The 26,872-nt window shown below is 45.3% G+C and carries 21 protein-coding genes; 10 read left to right on the top strand and 11 right to left on the bottom strand.

Translation table 11 applies throughout. The features are described 5' to 3' along the window. Positions 1 to 56: 56 nt before the first annotated feature. From JUB15_RS05175 to JUB15_RS05185, 3 genes are all read left to right on the top strand, one after another. Positions 57 to 779, top strand: a complete 723-nt coding sequence (locus JUB15_RS05175) for a carbon-nitrogen hydrolase family protein (protein ID WP_207511267.1) — start codon at positions 57 to 59, stop codon at positions 777 to 779. Between the two features lie 224 nt (positions 780 to 1,003). Continuing rightward, complete coding sequence (locus JUB15_RS05180) at positions 1,004 to 1,573, top strand: peroxiredoxin (protein ID WP_207511268.1); 570 nt, start codon at positions 1,004 to 1,006, stop codon at positions 1,571 to 1,573. Positions 1,574 to 1,680: 107 nt separating this feature from the next. Beyond that, positions 1,681 to 2,277 carry a carboxymuconolactone decarboxylase family protein gene (locus JUB15_RS05185; protein WP_207511269.1) on the top strand — a complete coding sequence of 199 codons (597 nt, stop codon included), beginning with the start codon at positions 1,681 to 1,683 and terminating at the stop codon, positions 2,275 to 2,277. Positions 2,278 to 2,391: 114 nt separating this feature from the next. On the opposite strand, the gene JUB15_RS05190 is transcribed toward JUB15_RS05185, so the two are convergent. The 4 genes from JUB15_RS05190 to dnaN form a co-directional block, all read right to left on the bottom strand. After that, positions 2,392 to 3,303 carry an ROK family protein gene (locus JUB15_RS05190; protein ID WP_207511270.1) on the bottom strand — a complete coding sequence of 304 codons (912 nt, stop codon included), beginning with the start codon at positions 3,301 to 3,303 and terminating at the stop codon, positions 2,392 to 2,394. Between the two features lie 97 nt (positions 3,304 to 3,400). Beyond that, entirely contained in the window at positions 3,401 to 4,129 is a 729-nt protein-coding gene (gene kdsB / locus JUB15_RS05195; RefSeq protein ID WP_207511271.1) for a 3-deoxy-manno-octulosonate cytidylyltransferase, read from the bottom strand. Positions 4,130 to 4,628: 499 nt separating this feature from the next. Next, a complete protein-coding gene (locus JUB15_RS05200) occupies positions 4,629 to 5,465 on the bottom strand; it encodes a sterol desaturase family protein (RefSeq protein ID WP_242696211.1) in 837 nt (278 codons plus the stop codon). Positions 5,466 to 5,667: 202 nt separating this feature from the next. Beyond that, the gene (gene dnaN, locus JUB15_RS05205; RefSeq protein WP_207511272.1) at positions 5,668 to 6,783 is read right to left on the bottom strand and encodes a DNA polymerase III subunit beta; all 1,116 of its coding nucleotides are present in this window, start codon (positions 6,781 to 6,783) and stop codon (positions 5,668 to 5,670) included. A gap of 615 nt (positions 6,784 to 7,398) precedes the next feature. Here dnaN and JUB15_RS05210 point away from each other — a divergent pair. From JUB15_RS05210 to JUB15_RS05220, 3 genes are all read left to right on the top strand, one after another. Then, a complete protein-coding gene (locus JUB15_RS05210; RefSeq protein ID WP_207511273.1) occupies positions 7,399 to 8,712 on the top strand; it encodes a type III secretion system chaperone family protein in 1,314 nt (437 codons plus the stop codon). Between the two features lie 70 nt (positions 8,713 to 8,782). After that, entirely contained in the window at positions 8,783 to 9,880 is a 1,098-nt protein-coding gene (locus tag JUB15_RS05215) for a trypsin-like peptidase domain-containing protein (RefSeq protein ID WP_207511274.1), read from the top strand. 154 nt (positions 9,881 to 10,034) lie between these two features. Continuing rightward, positions 10,035 to 10,517: a regulatory protein RecX gene (locus tag JUB15_RS05220; RefSeq protein WP_207511275.1), complete on the top strand. Its 483-nt coding sequence runs from the start codon at positions 10,035 to 10,037 to the stop codon at positions 10,515 to 10,517. A gap of 40 nt (positions 10,518 to 10,557) precedes the next feature. Here JUB15_RS05220 and JUB15_RS05225 read toward each other — a convergent pair whose 3' ends face one another. Then, entirely contained in the window at positions 10,558 to 12,096 is a 1,539-nt protein-coding gene (locus tag JUB15_RS05225) for a sensor histidine kinase (RefSeq protein ID WP_207511276.1), read from the bottom strand. Positions 12,097 to 12,117: 21 nt separating this feature from the next. Then, a complete protein-coding gene (locus tag JUB15_RS05230) occupies positions 12,118 to 12,546 on the bottom strand; it encodes a response regulator (RefSeq protein WP_207511277.1) in 429 nt (142 codons plus the stop codon). An 821-nt stretch (positions 12,547 to 13,367) separates the two neighbouring features. Between JUB15_RS05230 and JUB15_RS05235 the strand changes: the two genes are divergently transcribed. Beyond that, positions 13,368 to 14,423, top strand: coding sequence for a sensor histidine kinase (locus JUB15_RS05235; RefSeq protein ID WP_207511278.1), 1,056 nt, complete (start codon positions 13,368 to 13,370; stop codon positions 14,421 to 14,423). Between the two features lie 236 nt (positions 14,424 to 14,659). Further along, positions 14,660 to 15,439: a LytR/AlgR family response regulator transcription factor gene (locus JUB15_RS05240; protein WP_207511279.1), complete on the top strand. Its 780-nt coding sequence runs from the start codon at positions 14,660 to 14,662 to the stop codon at positions 15,437 to 15,439. A gap of 94 nt (positions 15,440 to 15,533) precedes the next feature. Here JUB15_RS05240 and JUB15_RS05245 read toward each other — a convergent pair whose 3' ends face one another. Together JUB15_RS05245 and JUB15_RS05250 are read right to left on the bottom strand one after the other, a co-directional pair. Beyond that, positions 15,534 to 18,569: a sensor histidine kinase gene (locus tag JUB15_RS05245; RefSeq protein ID WP_207511280.1), complete on the bottom strand. Its 3,036-nt coding sequence runs from the start codon at positions 18,567 to 18,569 to the stop codon at positions 15,534 to 15,536. 182 nt (positions 18,570 to 18,751) lie between these two features. Further along, positions 18,752 to 20,980: an FUSC family protein gene (locus JUB15_RS05250; RefSeq protein ID WP_207511281.1), complete on the bottom strand. Its 2,229-nt coding sequence runs from the start codon at positions 20,978 to 20,980 to the stop codon at positions 18,752 to 18,754. Between the two features lie 661 nt (positions 20,981 to 21,641). Between JUB15_RS05250 and JUB15_RS05255 the strand changes: the two genes are divergently transcribed. Together JUB15_RS05255 and JUB15_RS05260 are read left to right on the top strand one after the other, a co-directional pair. Further along, positions 21,642 to 21,893, top strand: a complete 252-nt coding sequence (locus JUB15_RS05255; protein WP_207511282.1) for a hypothetical protein — start codon at positions 21,642 to 21,644, stop codon at positions 21,891 to 21,893. 274 nt (positions 21,894 to 22,167) lie between these two features. Next, entirely contained in the window at positions 22,168 to 22,974 is an 807-nt protein-coding gene (locus JUB15_RS05260) for a copper resistance protein NlpE N-terminal domain-containing protein (protein ID WP_207511283.1), read from the top strand. A 25-nt stretch (positions 22,975 to 22,999) separates the two neighbouring features. On the opposite strand, the gene JUB15_RS05265 is transcribed toward JUB15_RS05260, so the two are convergent. The 3 genes from JUB15_RS05265 to JUB15_RS05275 all read right to left on the bottom strand — a co-directional run bounded on the left by JUB15_RS05265 (position 23,000) and on the right by JUB15_RS05275 (position 26,870). Then, positions 23,000 to 23,281 carry a hypothetical protein gene (locus JUB15_RS05265; protein WP_207511284.1) on the bottom strand — a complete coding sequence of 94 codons (282 nt, stop codon included), beginning with the start codon at positions 23,279 to 23,281 and terminating at the stop codon, positions 23,000 to 23,002. A 98-nt stretch (positions 23,282 to 23,379) separates the two neighbouring features. Continuing rightward, positions 23,380 to 25,617: a penicillin-binding protein 1A gene (locus JUB15_RS05270; RefSeq protein ID WP_207511285.1), complete on the bottom strand. Its 2,238-nt coding sequence runs from the start codon at positions 25,615 to 25,617 to the stop codon at positions 23,380 to 23,382. A 245-nt stretch (positions 25,618 to 25,862) separates the two neighbouring features. Then, a complete protein-coding gene (locus tag JUB15_RS05275) occupies positions 25,863 to 26,870 on the bottom strand; it encodes an EamA family transporter (RefSeq protein WP_207511286.1) in 1,008 nt (335 codons plus the stop codon). Between the last annotated feature and the right edge of the window lie 2 nt (positions 26,871 to 26,872).

Raw genomic sequence — 26,872 nt, forward strand, 5'->3', positions numbered from 1 at the left:
CGAAAGAGGTGAATTTCGTAACTTAAAAATGTATTTAGAGATAAAAACTTATCCAAATGAAAATAGCACTGGCACAAACAAGACCGGTACGCGGCGATATAGAATATAACATTAATCAACATGTACGATTTATAGAACAGGCGGCCGCAAATGGCGCGGAGATGATCGTATTTCCGGAATTGTCGTTGACCGGTTACGAACCTTCCCTGGCCAAAGAACTGGCAACAACCGCAACCGACAACCGCCTGGCTATTTTTCAACGACTCAGCGATGAAAAGCACCTTATCATAGGGGTTGGCCTGCCCACGAAAGGCGGCAGCGGGATCCACATCAGTATGGTGTTGTTTCAGCCGGGTAATCCGCCGCAGGTGAATTCAAAAATGTATTTGCATGCTGATGAAGATCCATTCTTTGTTCCCGGGATCAACTTACCGGGATTGATCATTGACAATACGCATATTGCTTTAGCTATCTGTTATGAGATCTCAGTTCCCGAACATGCTGAAAAAGCCGGCAATACCGGCGCGAACCTCTATCTGGCCAGTGTGGCCAAAACCGCTCCAGGTGTTGAAAAAGCAGCAGTCCGTTTAGGTGAAATTGCGCGCACTTATAAGATGACGGTTCTAATGAGCAATAGTGTGGGAATGTGTGAAGATGGCGAATGCGCCGGTCAATCTGCTGTATGGAATAAAGAAGGGTCTATGATTGCGCAGTTGAATGATAATAATGAAGGAATCTTGTTATACGATACAGACAGTGAGATCACCCAGAAATTGTAACCTCGTAACGTTTGCTATTCTTGCACAATGGATAGATAAAATCTATCAGTTTATAGATTAATACTATAAAAATCTATATGTTTTTTCGGCAATTTTGCAATCCATTCAAGCGCCCGTAACGGGCATCGATTGCTTCCAGCCATATAACGAGAACGCCAAACGCCTAACGTGCAGCGTCAGGTGGATGCAGCATTTACCGGAATTGTAAAAAACAAACCTAAAATATGAGTAATAAAGTGTTGTCAATTGGAACCCAGTTCCCGGCATTTAAGAAGAAAGCGGTAGTATCTATTGAGAAAGGCAAGGAATTTATTGATATCACAAATGAGTACGCCACGGCTAAAGGCAAATGGACAGTAATGTTCTGGTGGCCTAAAGATTTCACTTTTGTGTGTCCGACTGAAATTGCAGAGTTCAACAAAAAACACAGCGAATTTACCGACAGAGATGCCATTTTGATCGGTGCTTCAACCGATTCAGAATTTGTGCATGCTGCCTGGAGAAGAGATCACAGCGACTTGCGCGACCTCAAATTCCCTATGCTGGCTGATACTTCCAAATCACTGGCTGAAGAGCTGGGTATTTTGGATAACGAAGAGAAGATCGCTTACCGTGCTACTTTCATCATTGACCCGCAAGGTATTGTACGTTGGGTAAGTGTGTATGACCTGAATGTAGGCCGTAATGTACAGGAAGTTGTTCGTGTACTGGATGCTTTGCAAACAGACGAACTGTGCCCCTGTAACTGGCAGAAAGGTCAGGAAACCCTGACTACCCAATTAAGCATGAATTAATTTTTCAGCATACTTGGATAACGATACCGGCCGGCTAAAACGGATGGCATTACAACATTGCAGGATGCTTTAGCCGGCTCCGTTAATTTTAAAACAAAAGGAAAAAGATGAGCCAGGTAGTAATACAGAATGAGACGTTCACCAATATGTTGAATGATCTGCAAATATCCGATTATAATCCTTCTGCCACTGCACAGCAATTGTTGCAGGTAGAATCGAAGTATATAAAGGACCTGAAGATCAATGTGAGCAATGTACTGAACAACACGCAATACCTGAACAAAAAGGAAGCGTTGTTGCTGGCGTATTCAGTAGCGGTAAATGAAAAGTTCGATCTGCTGAAAGATGCATTCCGTGCACAGGCACAAGAAGCAGGCGCCAGTGAAGCGGAATTGGCAGAGATTGTTTCATGTACATCACTGATGAACGCAAACAATATTTTTTACCGTTTCCGTCATTTCACGAAGAAAGACTATTATACCAATACACCGGCTGGTATAAAAATGAGCATTATGATGAATCCGGTATTAGGCAAGGAGTTCTTCGAGCTGGTGAGCCTGGTGATTTCATCCATCAACGGATGCGAAATGTGCATTACTTCGCATGAGCAATCCATTTTGCAACATGGTGGTTCTGAAAGCCGCATTCTGGAAGGGGTGAAACTGGGTGCAATTATTAAGTCGTTGATCACCGTGCTGGCTTAACGGCAAACGGCAAACGGCAAACGGCAAACGGCAAACGGCAAGGAACTTGGGCGACGCAAGGTCGGTTATTAATTGCAAACATCCCGAGCGCTTTCACGTTTGCCGTTTAACGTTTCACGCTACCAGGGCAGCAGCGCCAAAGACGCCGGCACTGTCGCCGAGGCTTGGTTTTAATATCTGCACATCAACGCGGTTGTTGAAGATGAATTTTTGGAGCGATTCTACTCCTGCTGTATAAATGCTGTCGATATTACCCACGCCGCCGCCTACCACAATTACGTCAGGATCGAGCATATTGGTAATAACAGAAACGGCCTTTCCAAAATAATGATTCAGCCGGTCGATGGTCTTTACAGCTGCCGGGTCGTTACCCTGCAAGGCATGCGCTAATATATCTTTTAAAGAAAGCATAGAGCCGGTAATACTTTTATAATACCGCTGCAGGCCTGGGCCTGACAGTACCGTTTCCACGCAACCGGTCTTGCCGCAATAGCAAGGCCCGCCAGACTCATCGAGGAAATTATGTCCCCACTCACCGGCTATTCCGTGTTTACCGTTCCATACATGGCCATTCATGACAATGCCACCACCAACGCCGGTGCCCATAATGATACCGAACACCATCCGGGCATCGGGTGCTTTTTCTTTTATAACACCCCAATGCGTTTCAGCCAGGGCGAAACAATTGGCATCATTGGCCAGCACACAGGGAATGCCCAGTTTAACCTCGAGGTCTTTTTGCAAAGGCCGGCCATTCAGAGCGGTGCTGTTGCAATTCTTCATGGTTTGCAAAATGGGATCCAGCACGCCGGGTGTACCAAAGCCAATGCGGCTGGGTTGCAAACCCGATTGTTGTGTCATCATTTGAACCAGTTTATCTATCTGGCTAACGATGTGATCGTACCCTTTATGGCCTTCCGTATCGATGCGGGTCCTGAGTATGGGTTTCGGATCATCCAATGAAGGAACGATCGCTCCTTCGATCTTGGTTCCGCCCAGGTCAATGCCCCATAATGGTTGCGTCATGTTGTAGGTTAAATTTAGTTAGAAGGTGTGCACTGAAATTAAGTGTGCCACACTTCTTTTTTCGCGGCCAGGTATGTGCGGCACACTCCAAAAATAGTTATTTTAGCAGGCGCGCCGCTCTTTCCAGGTCTTCAGGGGTATCAATTTCAACACCCATATATTCCGTTACCACCATCTTCAATGGTATGCCATGTTCTAGATAACGGAGGCATTCGATTTTCTCAGCGGCTTCCAATGGGGTCATGGGCCAGGTAGTGAAGCTCATCAGGGCTTCTTTGCGGAAGGCATAAACACCAATATGTTCATAATAAGTGATCACCGCTTCATTATTGCGGGGATAAGGAATGATACTACGACTGAAGAAGAGGGAGTTCATGTTTTTATCAACCGCTACTTTCACGTAGTTGGGATCGGCAATGAATTGCGGCTCTTTCAATACCTGCATCAGCGAAGCTACCTGTACTTTCTGGCCGGCCTCCCCTTCAAATACCTGTAATAATTTCTGCAGCGGTTCTTTCTTTACAAATGGTTCATCGCCCTGCACATTCACTACAATGTCTGTTTCGATATCAGCTACGGCTTCGGCTATACGGTCACTGCCGCTTTCGTGCTGCTGGCGGCTCATGCAGGCCTTGCCGCCGTTAGATACGATCTCATTAAAAATAATTTCACTATCCGTTACCACCCAAACCTCATCGAATAAACCTGTGGCTACAGTATTGTCATAAGTGTGGCGGATAACTGTCTTGTTCCCCAGTAACTGCATCAGTTTGGCAGGAAACCGGGTTGCCGCATAGCGGGCCGGGATCATTGCAATTTTTTTCATCGGGATAAAGATAATAGTTTATAGTTTATGGTTTGTGGTTTGTGGTTTGTGACTCTTTTATTGCGGGGAGAGGCAACAAATAATGAGTTTATGGTTTATGGTTCTTCTATTACAGCAGATTGACATTGGTCGGAGAGTCCGAAATTTAAGCAACTACAAACTATAAACAATAAACCACAAACCTGTGGTTATTGTGACTCTTTTGTGGCGGGGGGCGACAAATAATGAGTTTATGGTTTATGGTTTATGGTTTATGGTTCTTCTATTACAGCAGGTTGACATTGGTCGGAGAGTCCGAAATTTAAGTAACTACAAACTATAAACAATAAACCACAAACCTGTGGTTATTGTGACTCTTTTATTGCGGGGGGCGGCAACAAATAATGAGTTTATGGTTTATGGTTTGTTGTTTGTGGTTCTTATATTGCAGCAGGTTGACATTGGTCGGGCAGTCCGAAATTTAAGCAACCACAAACCATAAACTACAAACCACAAACAATTAATAGTCTGTTTTTACATTCTTATTGAACGGTAACTTCAGCTGATAGGAAAGACTCTCGTCGGTTTTGTCATCCAGAACATCGAGTCCGTATTTTAGTCGTTTGGGATCGGTATATGCAAAAGTGCCGAACAGGCGGTCCCATAAGGAGAAGATATTTGCGTAATTGGTATCTGTATACGGGCGTTTATAATGGTGATGCACCTTGTGCATATTAGGCGACACAAAGATCCAGCTGATGGGTTTATCGAGCCATAGGGGCACCCGGATGTTTGCATGATTGAAATGCGTAAAAATGGCCGACATGCTGCGGTACAGGAAATACATACCGATAGAAAGGCCGATCAGGTACACGCCAATAATGGTAAAACATTCCCTGAAGATCCATTCGCCTGGATGGTGGCGGGTACCGGTAGTAACATCTACTTTTGTATCGCTGTGATGGATCATATGGAATTTCCACATCCATTTTACCTTATGCATCATATAATGCGGGGCATATTGCGCAAAGAAGTCCATAAACAACAGCGCCAAAATGATATCGGCCCAAACCGGCAGTTCGATAATATTCAGTAAGCCGAAATTGTGGTCGGTGACCCATTTGCAGGCGACGATGGTAATAGCGCCGAGAACAATATTCAGGATAACGGTGGTTGCTAGAAAAACCAGGTTCACCCCGGCATGTTTATATCGCTTCCAGCTGAATTTAAAGAGGGGGTAGTATCCTTCGATCAGCCAGAAAAAGATCATTCCGCCCATCAGGATGGCCATCCGTTGCCAGGGCACAATATTCTCCCAAAATTGCATGAAAGCTTCCATGGCAGTACATCGTTTCATACAATTTACGTAGAAAATCCCGGTTAAGTCGGTGGTCAACCTACTCATCAATTCAATTAAATACAACAGGTCCGTATATGAATTTTAGGTATTGTGTAAGTAATTAAATGACTGGGAAAAGAATGAAAGGGAATAAAAACAGAAGAACCCGGCCATTCGCCGGGTTCCTGCTGTATGTAATAACTATATATAAAATAAGCGATCAGGTGTTCAACATTAATGGCATCACCAACATCAGCAATTCTTCATTTTCGTCCTGGTCACCTGGCCTGATGATACCGGCTTTGGTAGAAGTAGATAATTCAACGGTTACATCTTCTGTATCGGTAGCACCCAACATTTCGATCAGGAATTTGGCATTAAAAGCGATCTGCAGGTCTTCGCCATTATATTGGCATTTCATGCGCTCATTTCCTTCAAAAGAAAAGTCAATATCCTGGGCTGTCAGTTGTAACTGGCTGCCACTAATGCTCAATACCACCTGGTTGGTACTTTTATTACTGAAGATACCCACGCGGCGTAATGCGCCCTGGAAATCGGTACGGTTAACCGTTAATTTATATGGATTATCGGACGGAATAACTACTTTATAATCCGGGAACCGCGCATCGATAAGCCGGCAGCTTAGCTGTGTAGTACCATGAGTTACGAACAAGTGATTGCTGTTATAGCTGATGGTAAGCTCGTCTTCATTTACCGGCATGGCCGCTTTTAACAGCGTGAGCGGTTTTTTAGGAACGATGAGTGAATCGGTTTTGGGACAGCTAACATCAGTACGTTTGTAGCGCACGAGTCGGTGGGCATCGGTAGCTACGAACTGCAGTCCTTTTTTGTCCATTTCGAAGAAAACGCCGGTCATGGCAGGACGCAGGTCATCGTTACTAACGGCAAAAAGCGTTTTGTTAATGGCCGTTACCAGCGCTGCCGATGTAACCGTAAATGAATTCGTGTCATCGGCTACCGGGTCTTTAGGAAAGTTATCGGGATTTTCACCCATTACTTTATACTTACCGTTATCGCTGGTTATTTCAACAGCGTAATTCTTGTCGATATTGAAAGTAAGCGGTTGCTCTGGGATATTCTTTAGAGAATCCATCAGTATCTTGGCAGGAATACAAACACGACCGGTCTCTTTGGCTTCTACTTCCAGCTGAATCTTCATTACCGTTTCCAGATCCGTGGCAACAACCGATAATTGGTTTTTTTGAACGTCAAACAAGAAATCTTCCAGGATCGGCAGCACCGTATTGGCATTGATAACCCCGCTAATCTGTTGTAATTGTTTCAATAAAGCCGAAGATGAAACGATAAACTTCATATAACTGATTAAGATTTGAGCAAATATAGGGTTCTGACTGAATAAATTACCCGCTTTTTTTAAAACACGAAATCCACAAATATCCTATCTTGCCTGGGAACAGTATTGAAAAACAGGTCCCTGAAATGTGTACCGGAAGCTGATTTCAATGGTACTGCATTCCAAACCGTAGGAAACCATCAAGCAGGCTGCTACGACCGTTTTACCGCAAAACGGGCAATTCAACATTTATACGGCCGGTGTGGTTAAGGCAGTTTTCCCATATAACAATTATACTTATATAGGTGGCGCGTTCGTTAAAGAAAGCCTGCCTGCCGGCAGGCGGAGCCGAACGCTTGACGCCGAACGCTAAAGGCTGAAGGCTAAAAGCTGAAGGCAAAAGGCAAAAAGGCCTAAAGCTGAGGCTGAAGGCTAAAAGCTGAAGGCAAAAGGCGAAAAGGCCGAACGCTGAAGCGAAATACAAAAGCTTTTGGCGCGAAGCGCCTACGAGGAAACAAGCGTTAAGCTTTAAGCATTTAGCGTTTAGCGCATTTCGGCGTTAAGCTTAAGCAATTAGCGTTTAGCGTATTTCAGCGTTAAGCCAGAGCATGAAATTCAAAAACAATAAAACCTTATATGTTTGACAAACTTTTCGGACGTAGTAAAAAGAAACCGGAGAACCCGGATATCTCTTTTGGCCGCTATTCCGATAACAACAAAACGGTTGAAAAAGTGCGCCGTTGGACGGATGCCGATAACCTCTTCAAACAGCAGTCCTACCCCGAAAGCATCGCGGCATTTTTTGATTACCTGGCCGACGATAAACAGGGCAATGTGATCCTGAACCGCAGCAATGACCGTGGTACTTTTCAGGTTTTTCAGGGTTCGAAGATCGTTCGCGGCGAATTTGACAGCGAAAGTCTGAAAGCCGAAATAACCCTGGCCAAAATGCCGCAACCCAGCGTACCCGTTATGCGCCGCCTGCTCGAAATGAACTTTACCCTCTATTACAGCCGGTATGCCCTGGATAACGACCGGTTGTGCATGCGTTTCGACAGCGACATAAAAGCCGCCAATCCCAATAAACTCTACTATGGTTTGAAAGAACTGGCCATTAAAGCCGATAAACTCGACGACCTGCTAGTACAGGAATTTGCCGCCCTGCAAACCGTGGATACAGACCATATTGTTGCCCTTCCCGATTCAGAAAAAGAAGTGAAATATAATTTCATGATGAACTGGATCAGGGAAACGCTTGATTATATTGTGACCTTGGACGCCGATAAATTTTCCGGTGGAATTGCTTACCTGCTGTTGTCCCTGGCCTTCCGCATCGATTACCTGGTAAGCCCCGAAGGTAAACTCCTGAACGAGCTGGAAAAGATCGTGGAGATCTATTACCGCAAAGATGAAAAGCAAACGATCGAGCGCAACCTGGGCATGATCGAAGGGTTTAAAAAACTGGCCGGCAAAACGAAAGAGGAAGTATATCCATTCCTGTTCCGCTCAAAACACACTTTTGCCATTGTTGTACCGCAACACCACCAAACGGTAGTAGACGCCATCAACGGTGCGGCGCAAAATGTGGTATGGTACCGGGATAACAACTATCCGAACATTGCCAATAATGTTATGGAGTATGCGCTTTCATTCAGCCAGTATTCCTACAGCTTACCCAAACCGCTCAGCGACCTGGTGTTGCTGTTCATGCAGATCAACTACCGGGCATATTTCGAAGCGCTTGGGTTTACTGTACCCTATTATGATGCGCAGCACGATCAGTTCAACCCCGAAGCAATTCGCGAACGGATTGAAGAGATCATTACCGCCTGGCAACCCAAATACCCCAAGCTGATCTTCAGAATGGATACCCTGAAGTTCAACAACCTGGTAACTTTCAATAGCAGCTTCAGCACGGAGATCGCTGCTTTAAATTTCGATTCAAACTAATTCTTATAAAGTGTGGCAACCTCACTTGTCAGGCAAGGGAAAGTGCGCCATACTTACAAAATGTTAATCAATGGTTCAGGATATCATCGGGCAGTTTCATCCCGCCATCATTCAAATAGCCACACAAACCGGTACCGGTACCGGCTTTTATGTAAAGGAATATGATGTGATCGTAACCAATGATCACGTGGTGCAGGACAATGCAGAAGTAACAATTGCCGGAAAATCGTTCGACAAAACTTTAGCGCGTGTATGGTATACCGATCGCAAACACGACCTGGCTTTTTTACAAAGTCCGGCCAATGTAGAGATACCTGCCATCCGACTCGGCACCTATGAAGCGCTCAAAGACGGCGATGAAGTAGTGGCCATCGGTCACCCTTACGGGTTTAATTATTCAGCCACCCAGGGGGTAATTTCAAAGGTAGACCGCATTCGCGACGGCTTAAAGTTCATTCAGATAGATGCTGCTATCAACCCCGGGAACAGTGGAGGTCCGCTCGTAAACACCAGTGGCGAAGTGATTGGGGTGAATTCGTTCAAGATCCAGGGTGGCGATAATCTGGGCTTTGCCTTACCGGTAAATTACCTGCGACAGGCGCTGCAGTTGTATGCACCGCATAGAGGCATCAGCAGTACGCGTTGCCACAGTTGCGATTACCTGGTATTACCCGAGAATATCGATTCAGAGAAGTATTGCCCCGCCTGCGGCACCGAGGTCAAATTGCCAAAAATGCCCGAACAGGAGGTGGTGCCCACAGGTGTTGCCAAAACAATTGAAGATATTTTAAAAGAGCTGGGCAAAGACATCAAGCTGGCCCGCGATGGGGTGAACCGCTGGGAAGTGCGGGAAGGCAGTGCCAAGATCAAGATCACTTACAATGCCGAAAATTTCTTTGTGGTAGGCGATGCCTATTTGTGCCAGCTGCCCCAGGATGCACTCAAAATAAAACCGCTTTACCAGTTCCTTTTGCAGGAAAACTATCGTACCAACAACCTGGTATTGAGCTGCCAGAACCAGAATATTGTGCTGTCGTGCATTATGTACGATCTTGATATCACTAAGGAAGGTGGCGTAAAAGTGTTCGACAACCTGTTCAAAAAGGCCGACTTCTATGATGACCTTTTGAAAAATGAATATGGTTGTCTGGATAGAATAGAGGAGTAGTCTTATAGTTCATAAGTTACATGCTACGGTTACAGTTGCGGGGTTACCGGTTTCCAGGGAAGACAAAATGAAGTCAGCCTTCAATAAGATCCCGGAAACCGGAAACTGGCAACCGGTAACTTTTCGATTGACCATTCACCATTGACCATTGACGATGTTTGAGCGAAAGCAACAATTAACGAAGGAACAGGCATTACAAAAACTGCGGCATTATTGTGCCTACCAGGAACGAAGCCATGCAGAGGCGAAAGAGAAACTGTATTCTTTCGGCTTGCGGAAGCAGATGGTGGAAGAATCGCTGGCGCAGTTGATAGAAGAGGATTACCTGAATGAAGAGCGTTTTGCCATTCAATTTGCGGGTGGCAAATTCCGTATGAAGCAATGGGGGCGGGTGAAGATCATCCATGCCCTGAAACAAAAGCAGGTAAGTACGTATTGCATCAACAGGGCCCTGAAAGAAATTGATGAGGCCGATTATAAGAGAACCCTGCGCAAACTGGCCGAACAAAAATGGAACTCAGTGACAGGCGAAGGAGTGAACGGGTTTGTAAAAATGGGTAAAACCACCGATTTTTTGTTACAGAAAGGCTATGAGCCGGAGCTTATCAAACACGTAATTGCTGAATTAAAGAAATAAACAGGATAGAAGACCGTGATCCAGGCGTGCAAGCTGCCGGTTAATCACTTTTACTACCCAGACCAGCCTTATCCCACCTGTCTGTACTCCGTTTCCTGATCGTAAAATGAAAGGTGCTGCCCTCGCCGGGAACCGATTCAACCCATATTCTTCCATTATGCAGTTCGGTTATCTTTTTACAATGCGCCAGTCCGATGCCGGTGCCTTCGTATTCGTTTTTAGTATGTAAGCGTTGAAAGATCACAAAAATGCGGTCGTAGTATTTTTCCTCGATGCCAATGCCATTGTCACTTACCATGAATTGCCAGTGATCGTCTTTTGGTGTTGCCGCTATTTTGATAACCGCGGGTTCACCCGGTTTTCTGAATTTAATAGAGTTGCTGATCAGGTTCTGGAAAAGCTGTTTCATTTCCGTGGCATAACCTGAAACGACCGGAAGTGTGTCAACATGAATAACGGCATGGCTTTCCTGAATAGCGATGGTAAGGTCACTCAGTACTTCCTGCACCACCAGGTTGCAATCGATCGGTTCCAGGATACGTTCACGGCCCAGGCGCGAATAATCCAGCAGGTCCTGCACCAATCGCCGCATTCTGTCTGAAGCATCGGTTATATAATTAATATACTTCGATACATTTTCATCGGCGTGGTCTTTATAATGCCGTTTCAGCAGTTCTACAAAACCCGAAACAGTGCGCAGCGGCTCCTGCAGGTCGTGTGAAGCCACATAGGCAAATTGTTCCAGCTCTATATTCTTTCGTTTAAGGTCTTCGGCAAATTCTTTTTGGCGCAGCTCCGCCTCCTGCCGTTCGGTAATATCCCGGATGAAGGCACAAAAGAAATCTTTGTCCTGCTGGCGCATCGGGATGATCGTTAGTTCAACCGGAAACTCCCTGCCCTGGCGGTTCAGGGCTGTAATTTCTATCAGTTTGTTTAAAACGTTATGCTGCCCTGTGGATAAGTACCGTTTCAAACCCGCTTCATGTAAAGCCCGGTATTGCAGTGGAATAATGGTTTCCGACAATCGGCGGCCTTTCACTTCGCTTTCTTTCCAGCCAAAAGTTTTTTCCGCTTGCGGGTTCCATACTGTGATGCACCCTTCGGTATCTATACATACAATAGCATCGAGGGCCGAATTCATGATGAGCCGCGTGGTTTCCTCGCTCGACCGTAGTACGGCTTCCGCTTTTTTTCGTTCACTCACATCGGTGATAAAGGCAACAGCCATTTTCTTATCGGCCAGTTTGTAATAGCCTAAGCTGATCTCTACCGGGAAGGTGCGCCCGTTTTTATCGCGGGCAAACAGGTCTTTTCCCAGGCCCATGGGCCTGGCTTTGGGCGCTTTAAAGTATTGTTGGCGGTATTGGCGGTGAATATCTCTTAATGGCTCGGGAATTAACAGTTCAATAGACCGGCCGGCCAGTTCTTCCTTGGTATAACCAAACAGCTTTTCAGCATTGGGATTTACCAGGATAATATCTCCGTTTTCGTCGGTTACCAGAATGCTGATGGTAGCATGTTCAAATAGAGATTTGAATGCTTTTTCATTTTCAAGCAATATTTCATTGGGATCTTTCATAGCAAACAATCGAACCGGGTCTTAACAGTATTCAGGGAAGAACCGGCTTAGTATTTTTTCTATCACCTGGGGTTCCAATGGTTTATTTTCAAAACCGGCTATCTCCGCATTTTCCCTGGCTGCTTTTTCATCGTCCGGGTTCAGGGAAGTGGTAAGCATTACCATAACAATATTCGCTTTCTGGTTAGGCGGCAGCTTTTCATAATGCTGCAGGAACTCCCAGCCATCCATACCCGGCATGTTAATATCCAGGAAGATCAGGTCGGGCCGCGGGTGTTCTCTCCCGTTGCTGAAAGAACCGGTACCGGTTAAATACTCCAGTGCTTCGTTTCCACTGGTCACTACCTCAACACGATGGGCGCAATTCAATTCTTCAACCAGTAATTTATTTAAGAAGTTGGTTGGTTCGTCATCATCGATGAACAGGATGCACATTAACTTTTGTTTCATGTAATAGTTGGCGATTGAATAAATGTTAGCAAATCACAACACGGGTACGATCAACGTTTAGAGGCCTAACCAATACATAAAAAAGGTGCGCGGGAAGCAGCGATGCCGGGTTGGGAGAACGCGGTTCATTTTTTGATCGGCAGAGAACCTAAACTACTCCCAACCGTAAGGTATAAGTAAAAATAAGCATATTTACGTAAAGCAAGATGGTTTTATGCGGTGGTCCACAAAAAAGAAAACCCCGCACAAAGCGGGGTAATAACTTAATTAAGGGATCCTTCGGTAAACAGTGATCTTTCAAATATCAGGATACTTGGACGGGTTTCATAGGTTTGGAATGGACGGCTTTACATTTATTGGATAAACTGGCTTTCAAAGGACGGACCGGTAACTTTCAAGGAAATTGGAACGCGTTAACTGTTAACATCACAAAGATGCTATGGGGGCAAAGCATTTCAAATTATTTCGGCGGCTAATTCCACCGCATTTGTATTAAACTTATTTTGATTTAGTGGCAAACTCTTAGATGAGTTTCCTGTACACACCTTGCCATTTTGTCAAATTACCGGGTACAGGTTACCTGTATCAGCTTTTGGGCGGGCTTGCAGGGTTCCATGGCTGCGATTTATGTGTTGGATTTTGCATTAAGCGTTCATCATTAAGCGTTCTGCGTTTTCCCATTACCCGATTTCCCGTAATTTGTACCTGCAAAGCACAATTGACACACAGATGGAAACACTTCATCGAAAAATGCATCAATTGATGCCAAATTACCTGAAGCGGGTATAAAACAGTCGTACTTTAATCGCAAACTGATGGGCATGGAGGCATATGCCGATGATATAAAACCATTATCATACTCGGGAAAGGAATGGGTGATTGCGGTGATCCTGTTACCAGCCTTTGCCCTATTACTGAATGTTGTTTTATTTGGGACCCAGTATTTTACAACGGTCAGGAATTTTCTGATCCCTACTGTCATCGCCCTGGGTGTTATGATCCTTGTGTATATCTGCTGCGGTATGGTAGCGGAGATGCTTCGCAACCGATTTCCGAAATACAGCCAGACATTCAAACGCATTGCCATCGGCCTGGGCATTCATATCGCACTGACGACTACCGGCCTGAGCATTATTTTCTGGGTCTACGATTATATCGGGTTTATGGGTTACCAGATCAACCTGAACCAGTATGCCTGGACGCTGATCGTGGGCGCCATTTGTAATATCATGGCAACCAGTTTCAATGAAGGGGCTGCTTTTTTCGAGCGCTGGCGCGAAGTGGTAGATGAAGCAGAACAGCTGAAAAAAGAAAACCTGCAAAGCCAGCTGGAAGGATTGAAAGGGCAGGTAAACCCGCATTTTTTGTTCAACAGCCTTAATTCGCTTTCTTCACTCATCAGCGATGACCCGGTTAAAGCCGAAAAGTTCCTCGATGAAATGAGCAAGGTATACCGGTACCTGTTGCGCACCAATGAAGACGGATTAACTACCCTGCAAGCCGAAATGGATTTTATAAACTCCTATTTCCATTTGTTGAAAACGCGCTATGGCGATGGCCTGGATATGAAAACGGCCATCGAAGATCGGTTTTTAACCTGTTTGCTGCCACCGCTGACATTGCAAATGCTGGTGGAAAATGCGGTGAAACATAATATGATCCTGAAGGACAAACCTTTGCAAATACTCATACTCACCACCAACAGCGGCCGCCTGATCGTAAGTAATAACCTGCAGCGGAAAGACAGGATGGTCACCTCGAACAAAGTGGGATTGAGCAACATCGTTAAAAAATACCGGTTAATGAAACAGGAAGAGATCAGTGTGCGTGACGATGGGAAGGAATTTGCCGTCATTGTGCCGCTGATCAACGCTTAACAAAATAAGCTTAAGGCTCAACGCTTAAGGCTTAACGCTTATTTCCACGTAGCGCTTCGCGCGCGAGGCTTTGCTTTTAGCCATTAGCCTTCCGCCTTTAGACTTCTGCCTTCCGCCTTCAGCCTTGTGCCTTTAGCCTCAATTCATCCTCCAATTCGGCAATTCATGTCTGCCAGCCCGCGAATGCAAACTGCTATTTGTAATTTGCAGGATATTCAACTAAAACCACGGACTCCATGAAAGTATTAATTATTGAAGATGAAGAACTGGCGGTGAAAAAGCTGCAGAAAACCCTGGCCAGTGTTGACGCAACGGCAGAAGTTGTAGGGGTCGCAGACAGTATCAGAAGCTCAGTAAGCTGGTTACAGGCAAACCCCACGCCCGACCTTATACTCATGGATATTGAACTGGCCGACGGCCAAAGCTTTGAGATCTTCGATAAAGTGGAAGTTAAAAGCACTGTTATCTTTACCACCTCCTACGATGAATACGCCCTAAAGGCGTTCAAAGTGAACAGCATAGATTATTTATTGAAGCCCATTCAGAAAGAAGACCTGCAGGGCGCACTGGAAAAATGGAAGAACTTAAGATCGCTCTACAGCAGTGAGGTAAACACGCCATCCCTGAATGTTGATAACCTGGTAAAAGAACTGCAGCAAAAGCTGCAACCGAAAGAATACCGCAAACGCTTTCTGGTTAAACATGCCCAGAAATTAGTAAGTGTTGATGTAGAAGAGATCGCCTATTTCTACAGCGATGGCCGGCTGAACTTCTTCAAAACAAACGACAACCGCAAATTCGTGGTGGATTATACCATGGACGACCTCGAAGACATGCTTGATCCGAACCAATTTTTCCGCATCAGCCGCGCATTTTATGTTTCGGTAAACTGCATTGACCAGATACACGATTATTTCGGCAACCGCCTGTTGCTGAATCTGAAACCTGCCGTGGATAAAGAAGCCATCGTTAGCCGGGAAAAGGTCACTGATTTCAAAAAATGGATGGGGAAATAGTCAATGTGCTAATTGACGAATGTGCTGATTGGCTGATGTGTTAATTTGCTAATGGAATACAAAACGGTAAGCATTCCCGAATGAGTAGCACTGCTTACTGATCAATAACAAGCCTCACTGTTGTTCCGGTGTTGATTTCTGATTTCAGCGTTAGTTTGGCATTTATTGTGCCGGCCCGGCGGCGCATTTCGCTTAAGCCGCGCGACAATTCAACCAGTTCAACATTAAATCCTCTTCCATCGTCGCGAACACATAAGATAAGCGAAGGGCTCTTGTATTGCAGACTCACCTCAATATATTTCGCCTGTGCATGGCGGGCGGCATTGTACACCGCTTCTTTATAAATGCTCAGCATTTCATACCGGTTTTCCATGGTCAGGCGCAGCTCTTTGGCCTGCTCATCCACCTGAAAGATGATGGACGGGGAATACATAGTTTCCATTTCTGCGGCGTAGGCCTTCATGCGGTCAACCGTATGTTGCAGCGTATCGTTTTCAGGATTGATGCTCCACACCATATCGTACATGGCCTGCACCATACGGTTACTGCTGTCACTGATCTGATCAATGTATTCCCTGGTACGTTCGGTATCGGAATCTATTTTTCTTTTAGCCAGCTCGCTGGTGATATTGATACTGCTGAGCGAGTTGCTCATATCTTCAGTAAGGCTGGCAGCAATTCGGTTACGCACACTTTCAGTAGCTTTTATTCTTTGCAGGCGCAATTTATCGAACCAAAGAAAAATGCCGAGGCACACAAAAACGATCAAACCGAAGAACCACCAGGTTTGCCAGTAATGTGGTTTTATTTTTATCGTAAGCCGCGTGATATTGTTTCCCACGCCTTCGCTGTTTTCAGATTGCGCCAGGAAAGTATACGTTCCTGGCGGCAAATACGGATACACAGCCTGGCTTAATACATCGGCCCGCTTCCAGTTCTTATCAATTCCTTCCAGTTTGTATTTAATAATGGACGTAGGCTGAAACACCAGTGATGCCAGCTCAATGGTTATGCCGTTCTGATGAGGCGCCAGTTCTATCAGCTTCAAGCTTAGCAGCGAATCAACCAGCAGCGATTGATTATGCACTTTGAAACCGGCGATAGCTACATTGGGCAATGAATCGACCAGGTCGATTTTGTGGGGATCGAAAACGATAAACTGGTTCTTACTTCCAAATAAAAGCCGCCCGTCGGGTAAACCGGTTGAAGCACCCACAACAAATTGATCGTTCATGATACCATCGACCCGGTCAAATACGATGAAAATATTTTTCTTATTCGGCGATAACCGGAAGAGCCCGGTACTTTGCGTTATCCATAAATAGCCGTTCCGGTCCTTTTCAATGGCGGCTACATCGTTGGGCAAACTGGAAGGGATGCGGATCGGTTGAATGGTTTGCTGTTGGGGATTATACACGTTGATGCCGCCAGCGCCAATAATGATAGCCGTATCACTATAAATACAAATGGCCGTAGCGTCCAGATGTTGTAACCGTTGATTGGCCGGTCCATCTGTAGTAAAATGATGCAGCGTCTGGTTGGTGTTGGCATCAACGACATAAACGCCGTTTGAGCTGGTGGCCACCAGCAGGTTGCCGGCTTTATCAAAACAAAGTGCATTGATGGTTCGGGCATCTACCGCCTGACATTTTTCAACATTCCTGCTGAAATTATAAGCGGCTTCTTTTTTGGTATATTTATACAACCCCCGGGTATGCGTACCGATCCATAAGTTCCCGTTCCTGTCTTCTGCAATTTGCCTGACCGTTGATTTTTCAAGTGCAGGCACTTCATAATAGGTAGCCGTTTTTGTAATACGGTCATATTTGTACAAACCTCCTGGCTGCGTACCCATCCACACCGTGCGGCCATCGTTCCCCTGCACCATGGTCCAAACCACGAGGGAATTGTTTTCATTAATACCTTTTATGTTCAACGGTACATTGGCAAAGGAAGAATCGTACCGGTAAATACCATTGCCCCAGGCGCCCATCAGCACCGTACCATTCTGATCGGGCATGAAACTGAGCACAGAACCTTCACCAGGTTTATTTTTCGTGCGGTTGATGTGGCGTACATTTAAAAAATATTCCCGGGATGGATTGAACTGGTATAACCCATTGTTACTCGTAGCCACCCACAGATTCTTTTCCCGGTCCTCTTTCAGGTCATGCACCATTTCATAGGCGATGCTTTGGTCGTTTACATACCCGTTATGCACCAGCTGGAATTTCTTTTCTTTTTCCAGGAAACTGGCAAAAAGGTTAGTACCCCTGATCCAGATGGTGCCGCTTTTCTGCTCTATCATTCCACCAGGCTCATGATACTCTTTTACTAAAGGAAGAAAGCTGTACTTCTTCAGCACAATGGTATCGTGATACAGATCATAACAATACATAGAGGGGGTGCCCACATTCGGATGCCAGCTTATGAACCAAAGCCGGTGTTTTGAATCCAGCAGCAGGGGCGCCACATAGCCCACATGCCCCAATTCTTTTATCAACGGTTCCTGCTCCGTATTATGATCTTTGTAACTGAGCTTGCTGGTATGGCTGTTATAAACTACCAGCCCTGAATCGGTGCCAATAATATATTTGCCGGTGCCGGCTTCTTCACAAAAGGAAATGATGGGCCATTTGGGTGGAAGCGGTAAGAGCTGCGAGGTGGGAACGAACCGGTTTTCCTTTTCATTATAAACCAGCAATTCACTTCTGAAACAGAGCAGATACAGATTACCCCGGCTGTCTGTGTAGAACTTTTTATCGGTAAAAAGGGAACTTTTTTTATTGGGTTGAACAGCTACGGGCTTAAACCGGAAATGTTTGGTATCGAAAATACCTACCTGTCCGGAAACGGTGAGTAGCCATAAATTGTGCTTTTTATCGAGGAAAAGCTGGTTGATGTGATTCTCCGGAATACTGGTTGGATCGTTCGTGCGATGATAATAAGTAATAAAGCGGGTGCCGTCAAACCGCTGCAGGCCGGTAGCAGTGCCCAGCCAGAGATAACCGGCTTTGTCCTGTACAATGGATTTTACTTCATGCCCCGCCAGGCCTTTATCGGTACTGTAATGTGCAAAGGCATATTGCCTTTCCTCCTGCGACAGGCATACCAGGCTAATCAGGCACAAAAAGATAAAACCAAGGGTTGATCGTAGCACAATAAGTAATGAATCATCAAATATATACTTTTGACAAAGTAAAATGTGGATTTCAACTGATGAATTGTTGATACAGGGGTTGAACCGGTGAAAAGCCGTAATGGAATGTAATGGGGAAAAGAGATTGACAACTCATGCAAAGGCCGTTGGTTTTAGCTGGTCGCTTCCTTTAATTGTAAGCTTGACTTTTTTATATCGGTAGTGACGTCGTGAATGATCCTGAATTCGTCAGTGACTGATTTCACCTGCAGCAGCAAATGGCGGGTGTCGGTGTCGGTTAAACCCTGTTGCAATTCTTTCTGGCGGTTTAACATTAAAGTGGTCACTCTTTTATCGATCTGCTGCCAGTTCGCCGGCCGGGCCGATTCCGCAGGAGCTTCTTCACCGTTTATAATGGCTTTGGCTGCACACAATTCCGTTTCAATGTAATTGATCACCGGTATAAAATCTTTTGTGGCATTGATGGCTGCAAATTGTTGCCCGAAATGTGAGAGGGTGGCTATATGGGAAGTAAGCAGGTGGTTATACACCACAAACTGGTGAATCAAGGTCAGATTCTTTTGTTGCCATTTGGGTTCTGCCAGCATGCGGGTGAAGGCATCAGATAAATTACCGAGGGCCACAAATGCGTCTTTGCGGCTTACCCGGTATTCTGTAGGCAACACCGGTTTCCCCATAAAATGGGTGACAACGGTTTTAAACCAGGCGGTATTCTTTTCAATGGCGGTGGCAATATAGCCGGAGATCTGTTCGTGCTCCCAGACAGGAACCAGCAACAAATTGGCTATAAAAGCAATAGCCGAGCCAATACTGGTATCGATGAGGCGGTCGGTAAGCACATTCTTGAGGGGTGTATTGTATAACAATTGAAAGATCAGCAGCACATACGGCGTCATGAAAATAACGCTGAGCATATAGTTGGTGCGCAGCAGGCTGTAGGTACCTAATGCCAGCAACAACATGATCACAAAAAGCACCGTCTTGTCTTTAATAAAATATAGAATGATCAGTCCGGCAACGGCGCCGGCTATGGTCCCGAACAACCTTTCGAAGTTCCTTTTTTTAGTGAGGCTGTAGTTGGGTTTCAGGATCACAATTATAGTGAGCAATATCCAGTAGTTATGGCCCACCTGCAGGTATTGTGAAATAATATAGCCCGCCAGGGTGGCCAGGCTCACCCGCAGCGAATGCCTGAAGTAGTTGGATTGGAGGCTCAGGTTATCGGTAAGCACCTTGAAGCTGAAGTCCTGCCGCTGTACAAACCTGTCAAAGTCATCAGATTCAGAAATGGTGGTGACCTTTTGCCGGTATGAAGTGTATAAATGTAAACTATGGATGCGGTTGGCTATGTCTTCAATATTGCTCAGGATATTCCGCAGAGCAATGAAGTATTCCAGGGTCTCGGGGGTTCTTTTCTTATTCCGCATTTCAATATAATACCGGCGGGTTTCCTTGATGGCGTTGGCCAGCGTATTGGTTTCCCGCGACCGGCGGCCGCTTTTTACGGCAATGCTGATATCATCCAGCTCGGCTGCCAGCAGCATAATAAGCTCCCGGTAGCGGCTCATGATCTCGGTATCGGCAAACATCTCATGCAGCTCCTTATAATCGTCGTGATAGGTGGTTATGATCTTTTCGAAGAGATCAACCAGGCTTCGGAAAAGGAACAGCAGGGTACGGCCGGTGTTGGTAGATTCCTTTACGATATACCGGCTTTTAAACAACAGTTCGCGCACCAGTTCCTGCTCCTGGTGAACGATCACCTGCTGTTCTATCATTTGCCGGTAAGCTTTATTGAAGTCGGAGCTGGTATCATAAAACAGTGCGCGGATGCGGATGTAGTTGGCTGTGGCTGCAATGCATTCTCCCAGGGCCTGTTGCGCGAGGCGATAAGGGGCAAACTTGTGGAGCAGTAAACTTAAACCGGTATACCATAAACCGCCTAATAAAATGTAGGCTGCCTGAATGAGCACTTCCTTACCCTGGCCCGGATGGCCGATCTGCAAAACCATGATCAGCAGCGCTGATACCCCAATGGAAATGGCGCGGCTGCCATACACCCCGATCATCGAGAAAACAAAACAGAAAACGGTGATGAGAATGCCCAGCAAAACAGGGTAGGAGGCGGTTAAACTGGTTAACGATGCTACCACCACTAAAAACAATAAACATACAAGCATACCATTGCGCCGGTGGTGAATAGGACCGGGATTATCAGTGCCGCTTACGCACATGGCGCCCAGCGATACCGCCACGCCATATGCCAGCATATCGAAAAAACTGAAAATGACGGCGGGTAAGATCACCCCTGCTGTAATACGCACGCCGGAACTTAAATAATAACTGTACAAAAAGCTCTTATACTTTTTCAGATAGTCCATGGTTGATTAAAGTACGTATTTTTTAACGGGTGTAATGGGCAAAAGTTGAAATTAAACGATATGGCAACTGCATTAGTATACTATTATTAGCAACGCCCGCAATTGATATTTGATAAAATCCAACCCCCTCTTAAAACTTAACAGGGGGGTCTCGTGCTTTTTTAATAGTAAAGTTGTAACTTTAATAGACCAGTTGATATCCGCTTACGTTTATCTATAAAACATACCTGCTATAATTTTTAAAGCAATTCCTTTCCGTGCCCTCAATAGTATACGTTTTTAGTGGCCTCTATGTGTATCGTAATTTACCCACCTTATCCACTAAATCCCCTCCCTTATATGTACAACATATGCCACGTTTTTCTAAGTGTACCACCATAATCTGTGCATTTTTTGCTTGTGACAAGAGTGGCATTATTATTTTAACAATTTTAAAAAAGCCTAATATTTAGCCATTAAAACTGCGATTTTGTTACCTGTAGAATGACCGCGCAGTTTTGTTTTAAGACCTTCCCCAAACTACGTGATTACAATCTAACAACTCCTACTGACCGTATTTAATGCATCGCGCATATTGGTTACTTATATAACGGTAATGAAGCAGGCCCTCACCAACTATGAAAATTAAAAACTCATTTGGTCATGTTTAAAATTCAAAACTATGGAGCTGGAAGAACCTGTTTTAAAGATCTTACGCAAGAAGTACCAACCATCTTCTTTCATTGAAACGCATTGCAATCACTACGATCTGGCATTTAAAACCGATAAGGAGGGGGATGCCATTGTACTACTGCTTGGCCGTAAAGATGATAGCGGCCAAATTAAAGGCGAACGATTTACGCGACGACTCCGGCAGATGTCAGACGGTAGAATTGTTAAAGAGTATTGGGAACACAAGGGCAAAGCAAGCTAAGCAGGATGGGCCTTATTTACCGAAGGGCTAATTACAACGATCCGTACCCTTACTTTAAACTTTAAAACAATAACGATATTTAAATTCTACCCATCCTCTCTTCTTCAATTTAATCAGCTTGTAAAAACTATTATAGATTAATTCCGTTTTTTCAACAACGGCCCATTCTTTGTACGGATAGTTGACATAACGTTATCCGTATAAACCGTCTGCTATTTGCAACTATATAATTATGAATAGCATGATGGCGGGTTCCCTGGAAAAATAAATGACAATGAAATTCTGTTTTGGCCTGTTTATGCTGATTATTATAGCCTGTAATGAACCTGCACGCATACCCGCACCTACCATTACCATAACACCAGCGGACACGGGGTTTTCAACCACAACCGTTGAAACAGATGAACAGGATACGCCTATTTCTTTCGTTCCTGGTTATTATACTGGTACAATACCCTGTACCGATTGCCGCGATATCGCCCGTAAGATCCTTTTTTTAGCCGACCATAGCTTTCACCTGAAAGATGAATTTAATGGAACAGATAAAGCGCCTGTAGAAATGGAAGGCCGCTGGCTCACCACTAACGATCAGCTGCAATTACTGGTAAATAATGTGGTTACAAAAAAGTTTGCAGTAACCAATAAAGGATTGAATGAATTAAGTATGACGGGCGCTCCGTTAGCGCTGTACCAGAACAGTTACCTCAGCCGTAAAATCATTGGCGCTGATAATATCGCCTGGATGGAGAAGAAAGCGGAGGGCATTGATTTTTTTGCACTGGGTAATGAACCGTTCTGGCTGATGGAAATGGATAAAGAGAAACACATTAGTTTTCTACAGGTAGATAGCAGTCAGCCAACCGTATTCCCTTATGTGGAGGCTGTTCAACAGAACGGGCAATATATCTACAACACACTGCGTGGAAATGATTCCATGCAAATAGTCATTACGCCACAGTTCTGCAGCGACGGCATGAGCGATAACTGGTATGAATACAAGGTAGCACTAAAATACAACGGCAATGCGTACAACGGATGCGGCGTGAAACTGAACGGCTTACCTGGCCCCGCAACTCCCTAAGTATGGGTATAACCTGTATGGATACTTACGATTGCCCGTCTTCCGCTGTGTTCTCTGGTTCAGGTAAATGGGCCACATCCTTAAGAATGATCCTTTCATCTTCAGGCGTTAATTCGCCGCCGCGCAAAGAACGGTAGTAAGCCTGCCCGGCTGCAATGGCGGCTTCCCTGTCATCACCTGCCAATGCCGCATCATATTGATCCCGTAACAGTTTGAGCGTATCCGCTTTATTTAAATAACCAACGGAAATGAAAATAATCAGCAGCAATCCGAATGAAAGAAACAATATTTTCTCTGTCAGGCTCATCCGCGTTGGTGGTTTTTTATAAAGGTAGTAACTGTAAAAAGAAAAAGGGCCGACTAAAAAATGTTTAGTCAGCCCTCCTTATGTGATCTTATTATTGGTTAGTATTCACTTGCTTTTGAAGCGTCTACGTTTTCAACACTGTCTTCCGGACCGGTCGGGCGCATTTTAGTCCAGTCGGGTAGTGAATCAGTGACCACTCCTTCGGGTTTTACAAAAGCCATCTTGCTATCGAGCCCAAGTGTTTTATCTTTTAGACAGCTTGCATAAAAATATGCCCAAACGGGCAGGGCTAAGGAAGAACCCTGGCCTACAGCGGTGCTGCTAAAACGGATGAAACGGTCATCGCAACCCGTCCATACGCCACACAGCAATTGCGGGCTGTAACCCATAAACCAGGCATCACTGTTATCATTGGTAGTACCGGTTTTACCGGCAACATTCGCGGTGTTAATGCCGTAGCTGGCAGCGCGTCTGCCCGTACCGAATTTCATAACGCCCTGCATCATGTTAATAACATTATAAGAAGTAGCTGCGCTGATCACTTCTTTACGTTCTGATGTAAACGACTGCAGCGTGTTACCGTTTTTATCTTCGATGCGGGTGATGTACAGCGGTTTTACCGAGAAACCACCGGATGGGAACATGCTGTACGCATGCATCATTTCATACAGCGATGTTTCACCGCTACCCAGGCAAATGGCCGGTACCGGTTCGATATCTGTTTCAACCCCCACGTTCTTCAAAAATTCAACAAACCGTACGGCTGCATCATTGCCTTTGTTGCCTAATTGTTTCATGATATAGGCCGTGGCGCAGTTGCGTGATTGGGCGAGTGCTTCGGCCATAGGCACCGTTTGATTGGAGCAGGAAGCGGTTGTGGCCGGCACAGGACCATATCCTTCAAAGTTCTGCTGTACATCTTCAACCGGAGTGCTTGGGGTGAAGCCGCCATTCTCGATAGCCAGCCCATACAGTAACGGCTTGATGGTACTACCAACCTGGCGCTTGGTGTTAATATTTACGTGATCAAATTTGAATGTTTTGAAATCGATGCCGCCTACCCACGCTTTGACAGCGCCGCTTTGCGGGTCCATTGCCATGAAACCGGCCTGTAGAATGGCCCGGCTATATTTAATACTGTCATAAGGCGTCATCACTGTATCAATTTCCCTTTTTTCGTTCCATGCAAAAACGCTCATGTCGGTCTTTACAAAAAACGATTTGCGGATCTCATCTTCACTAATGCCTTCTTTTTTCATGTTCTTCCAGCGATCGCTTTGCTTCATGGCTGCTTCCAGCACATTTTCATGCTCTTTCCACACAGCGCCATTTTTGATATTCTTTTGCGCCACCAGTATTTTCTGCATCTTGCTGATGTGTTTGGCAACTGCTTCCTCAGCATATTGCTGCATGCGCGGATTGATGGTGGTATATATTTTCAAGCCGTCTTTATATAAGTTATAAGGCTTGCCGGTAGCAGGGTTCTCATGTTCTTTGCACCACTTTTTCAATTCTTCTCCCAAAACGCCGCGGAAATAAGGCGCCAGCCCGGTGTTTTCATTCAGTTTTCTATAATTGAGTTTTATCGGTTCTTTGCCCAGGGCGCTGGCTTTTGCCTGATCCAGGTAGCCATTGCGAACCATTTGCTGTAACACTACATTCCTTCTTTCTTTTGATCTTTCGGGAAACTTGCGAGGATTATACAGCTGGTTGCCTTTCAACATACCTACCAGCACAGCCGCTTCGGAGGTAGAAAGATCACCTGGCGCTTTTTGAAAAAAGGTATAGGCTGCATTCCTAATGCCATACACATTGTCACTGAAAGCCACTGTATTTAAATACAGGGTGATGATCTCTTCTTTTGAGAAATTGCGTTCGAGCTTTACCGCTATAATAGCTTCCTTTACCTTCTGGATGATACGAAGAACAATGTTGCGCGTGCTCCATCCTTCGGTAAAAAGGTTTTTAGCCGTTTGCATGGTAATTGTACTGGCGCCGCCGCTGGTTCCGAAGGAAGCCAGGGAACGCATCAGTGACCGGCCGTCGATGCCATTATGTTTGAAAAAACGTTCGTCCTCTGTAGCCACCAGCGCATTCATTACCTCCGGACTGATCTCGTTAAAATCAACATTGATACGGTCCTCGATAAGATATTTACCAATAAGGCTGCCGTCTTCGGCATACACCTGGCTGGCAATAAGCGCGGTTGGATTTGATAACTCCTTAATGGAAGGCATTTTGCCTAGCAATCCGATATTGGCAGAAACAATAAGCAGAACACCTGCAAGCACTCCGCTAAAAAAGACCCACCAGAAGATTTTTATTCCTTTTTTCATAGATCAGAGATTAATTAAGGTACAGTACTGGATGAATGTTAAAAAAGATAATATATGGTACAGCGATAAAAATAGTAATAAGCCCTATTATTTTCAAATTATACCACCTGTGCCGGGGAATTGCCTGGGCGGAATTAACATTTACATTAAACGGAAAACCGGCAGGTCCTGCTTCCTGTAGAAGACCGAACCGCCGGTTGAATACCTGTATCTAACCCTTTATTTTCGCCTTTTGGTATTGAGCGTTAAGCGTTCACTGTTTTTTGCCTCGACGACATCACCATTTTATCTTTTACGGAAGGGGAAGGTGCGTCCGTTCCTGATTTTTGTTCTTTCCGGTATTTAGCGAGGTTTATCAACAATACACTTAAGAGGATCACTGCCAGTCCGGCTATTTGCAAAATGGTCATGTGTTCCCCGGCAAAGAAAACGCCTAATAGAACGGCCACTACGGGGTTCACATAGGCATAGGTGCTTACCTGTGTAGCGGGGCGCACCTGCAACAACCATACATAAGCACTAAAACCTGCCAGCGAACCCATAGTTATCAGGTAGATCAGCGAAAACCAGGAGCTGGCAGTAACCTCCTGTAACTGAAATGAGCTCCATTCATTATTAATAAAGCTACCCGGCAAAAACGCCAATCCCGCCGCCAGCATTTGCCACGAAGTATTTACCGTAGCGGAGGTAGATGTTGACTTGTACTTGCTATATAATGAACCTCCGGCCCAGCTCATGGCGCCAATGATCAGTACGATCAAACCAATGACCTGGTGGCCGTTGCCTGCGCCCATTGCTTTGGTAGCCTGTTCGCTGAACAATAAGATCACGCCAATGAATCCAACAATCAGGCCCATAACAGTGGCACGGCTGGTAAGATTCTCTTTCCATTTCGGTTTGTCGAGCACTACGAACCAGATGGGCGCCGAGGAAACGAGTACCGCTACCAGTGAGCTGGCAAGTGATTGTTCGGCCCATATTACGGCACCGTTACCAATAAATAACATTAGAAAACCGCTGACGAGGGCCGGTTTAATGTGCGACCAGTTAAACAATTTTTCGCCTCTTATGGCGCCCCAGGCAAGTAATAATCCACCTGCAATGATAAAGCGGATGGCGCCCAGGATAAAGGGTGGAAAATGTTCAACGGCGCGTTGTATGAAAAAATAAGTTGAGCCCCATACCAGGTACACCGTGGCGAAGGCAATTACGACCATTACAGGAGAAGCGCTTCTTTTTGCATCAATGGACATAC

The organism is Longitalea luteola (assembly GCF_017356035.1).
Lineage (GTDB): Bacteria > Bacteroidota > Bacteroidia > Chitinophagales > Chitinophagaceae > Niastella > Niastella luteola.

Coding starts and splice junctions, on each gene's coding strand:
- JUB15_RS05175 (WP_207511267.1), top strand. CDS start 57: ATGAAAATAGCACTGGCACAAACAAGACCGGTACGCGGCGATATAGAA.
- JUB15_RS05180 (WP_207511268.1), top strand. CDS start 1,004: ATGAGTAATAAAGTGTTGTCAATTGGAACCCAGTTCCCGGCATTTAAG.
- JUB15_RS05185 (WP_207511269.1), top strand. CDS start 1,681: ATGAGCCAGGTAGTAATACAGAATGAGACGTTCACCAATATGTTGAAT.
- JUB15_RS05190 (WP_207511270.1), bottom strand. CDS start 3,303: ATGACGCAACCATTATGGGGCATTGACCTGGGCGGAACCAAGATCGAA.
- kdsB (WP_207511271.1), bottom strand. CDS start 4,129: ATGAAAAAAATTGCAATGATCCCGGCCCGCTATGCGGCAACCCGGTTT.
- JUB15_RS05200 (WP_242696211.1), bottom strand. CDS start 5,465: ATGAAACGATGTACTGCCATGGAAGCTTTCATGCAATTTTGGGAGAAT.
- dnaN (WP_207511272.1), bottom strand. CDS start 6,783: ATGAAGTTTATCGTTTCATCTTCGGCTTTATTGAAACAATTACAACAG.
- JUB15_RS05210 (WP_207511273.1), top strand. CDS start 7,399: ATGTTTGACAAACTTTTCGGACGTAGTAAAAAGAAACCGGAGAACCCG.
- JUB15_RS05215 (WP_207511274.1), top strand. CDS start 8,783: ATGGTTCAGGATATCATCGGGCAGTTTCATCCCGCCATCATTCAAATA.
- JUB15_RS05220 (WP_207511275.1), top strand. CDS start 10,035: ATGTTTGAGCGAAAGCAACAATTAACGAAGGAACAGGCATTACAAAAA.
- JUB15_RS05225 (WP_207511276.1), bottom strand. CDS start 12,096: ATGAAAGATCCCAATGAAATATTGCTTGAAAATGAAAAAGCATTCAAA.
- JUB15_RS05230 (WP_207511277.1), bottom strand. CDS start 12,546: ATGAAACAAAAGTTAATGTGCATCCTGTTCATCGATGATGACGAACCA.
- JUB15_RS05235 (WP_207511278.1), top strand. CDS start 13,368: ATGGAGGCATATGCCGATGATATAAAACCATTATCATACTCGGGAAAG.
- JUB15_RS05240 (WP_207511279.1), top strand. CDS start 14,660: ATGAAAGTATTAATTATTGAAGATGAAGAACTGGCGGTGAAAAAGCTG.
- JUB15_RS05250 (WP_207511281.1), bottom strand. CDS start 20,980: ATGGACTATCTGAAAAAGTATAAGAGCTTTTTGTACAGTTATTATTTA.
- JUB15_RS05255 (WP_207511282.1), top strand. CDS start 21,642: ATGGAGCTGGAAGAACCTGTTTTAAAGATCTTACGCAAGAAGTACCAA.
- JUB15_RS05260 (WP_207511283.1), top strand. CDS start 22,168: ATGAAATTCTGTTTTGGCCTGTTTATGCTGATTATTATAGCCTGTAAT.
- JUB15_RS05265 (WP_207511284.1), bottom strand. CDS start 23,281: ATGAGCCTGACAGAGAAAATATTGTTTCTTTCATTCGGATTGCTGCTG.
- JUB15_RS05270 (WP_207511285.1), bottom strand. CDS start 25,617: ATGAAAAAAGGAATAAAAATCTTCTGGTGGGTCTTTTTTAGCGGAGTG.
- JUB15_RS05275 (WP_207511286.1), bottom strand. CDS start 26,870: ATGTCCATTGATGCAAAAAGAAGCGCTTCTCCTGTAATGGTCGTAATT.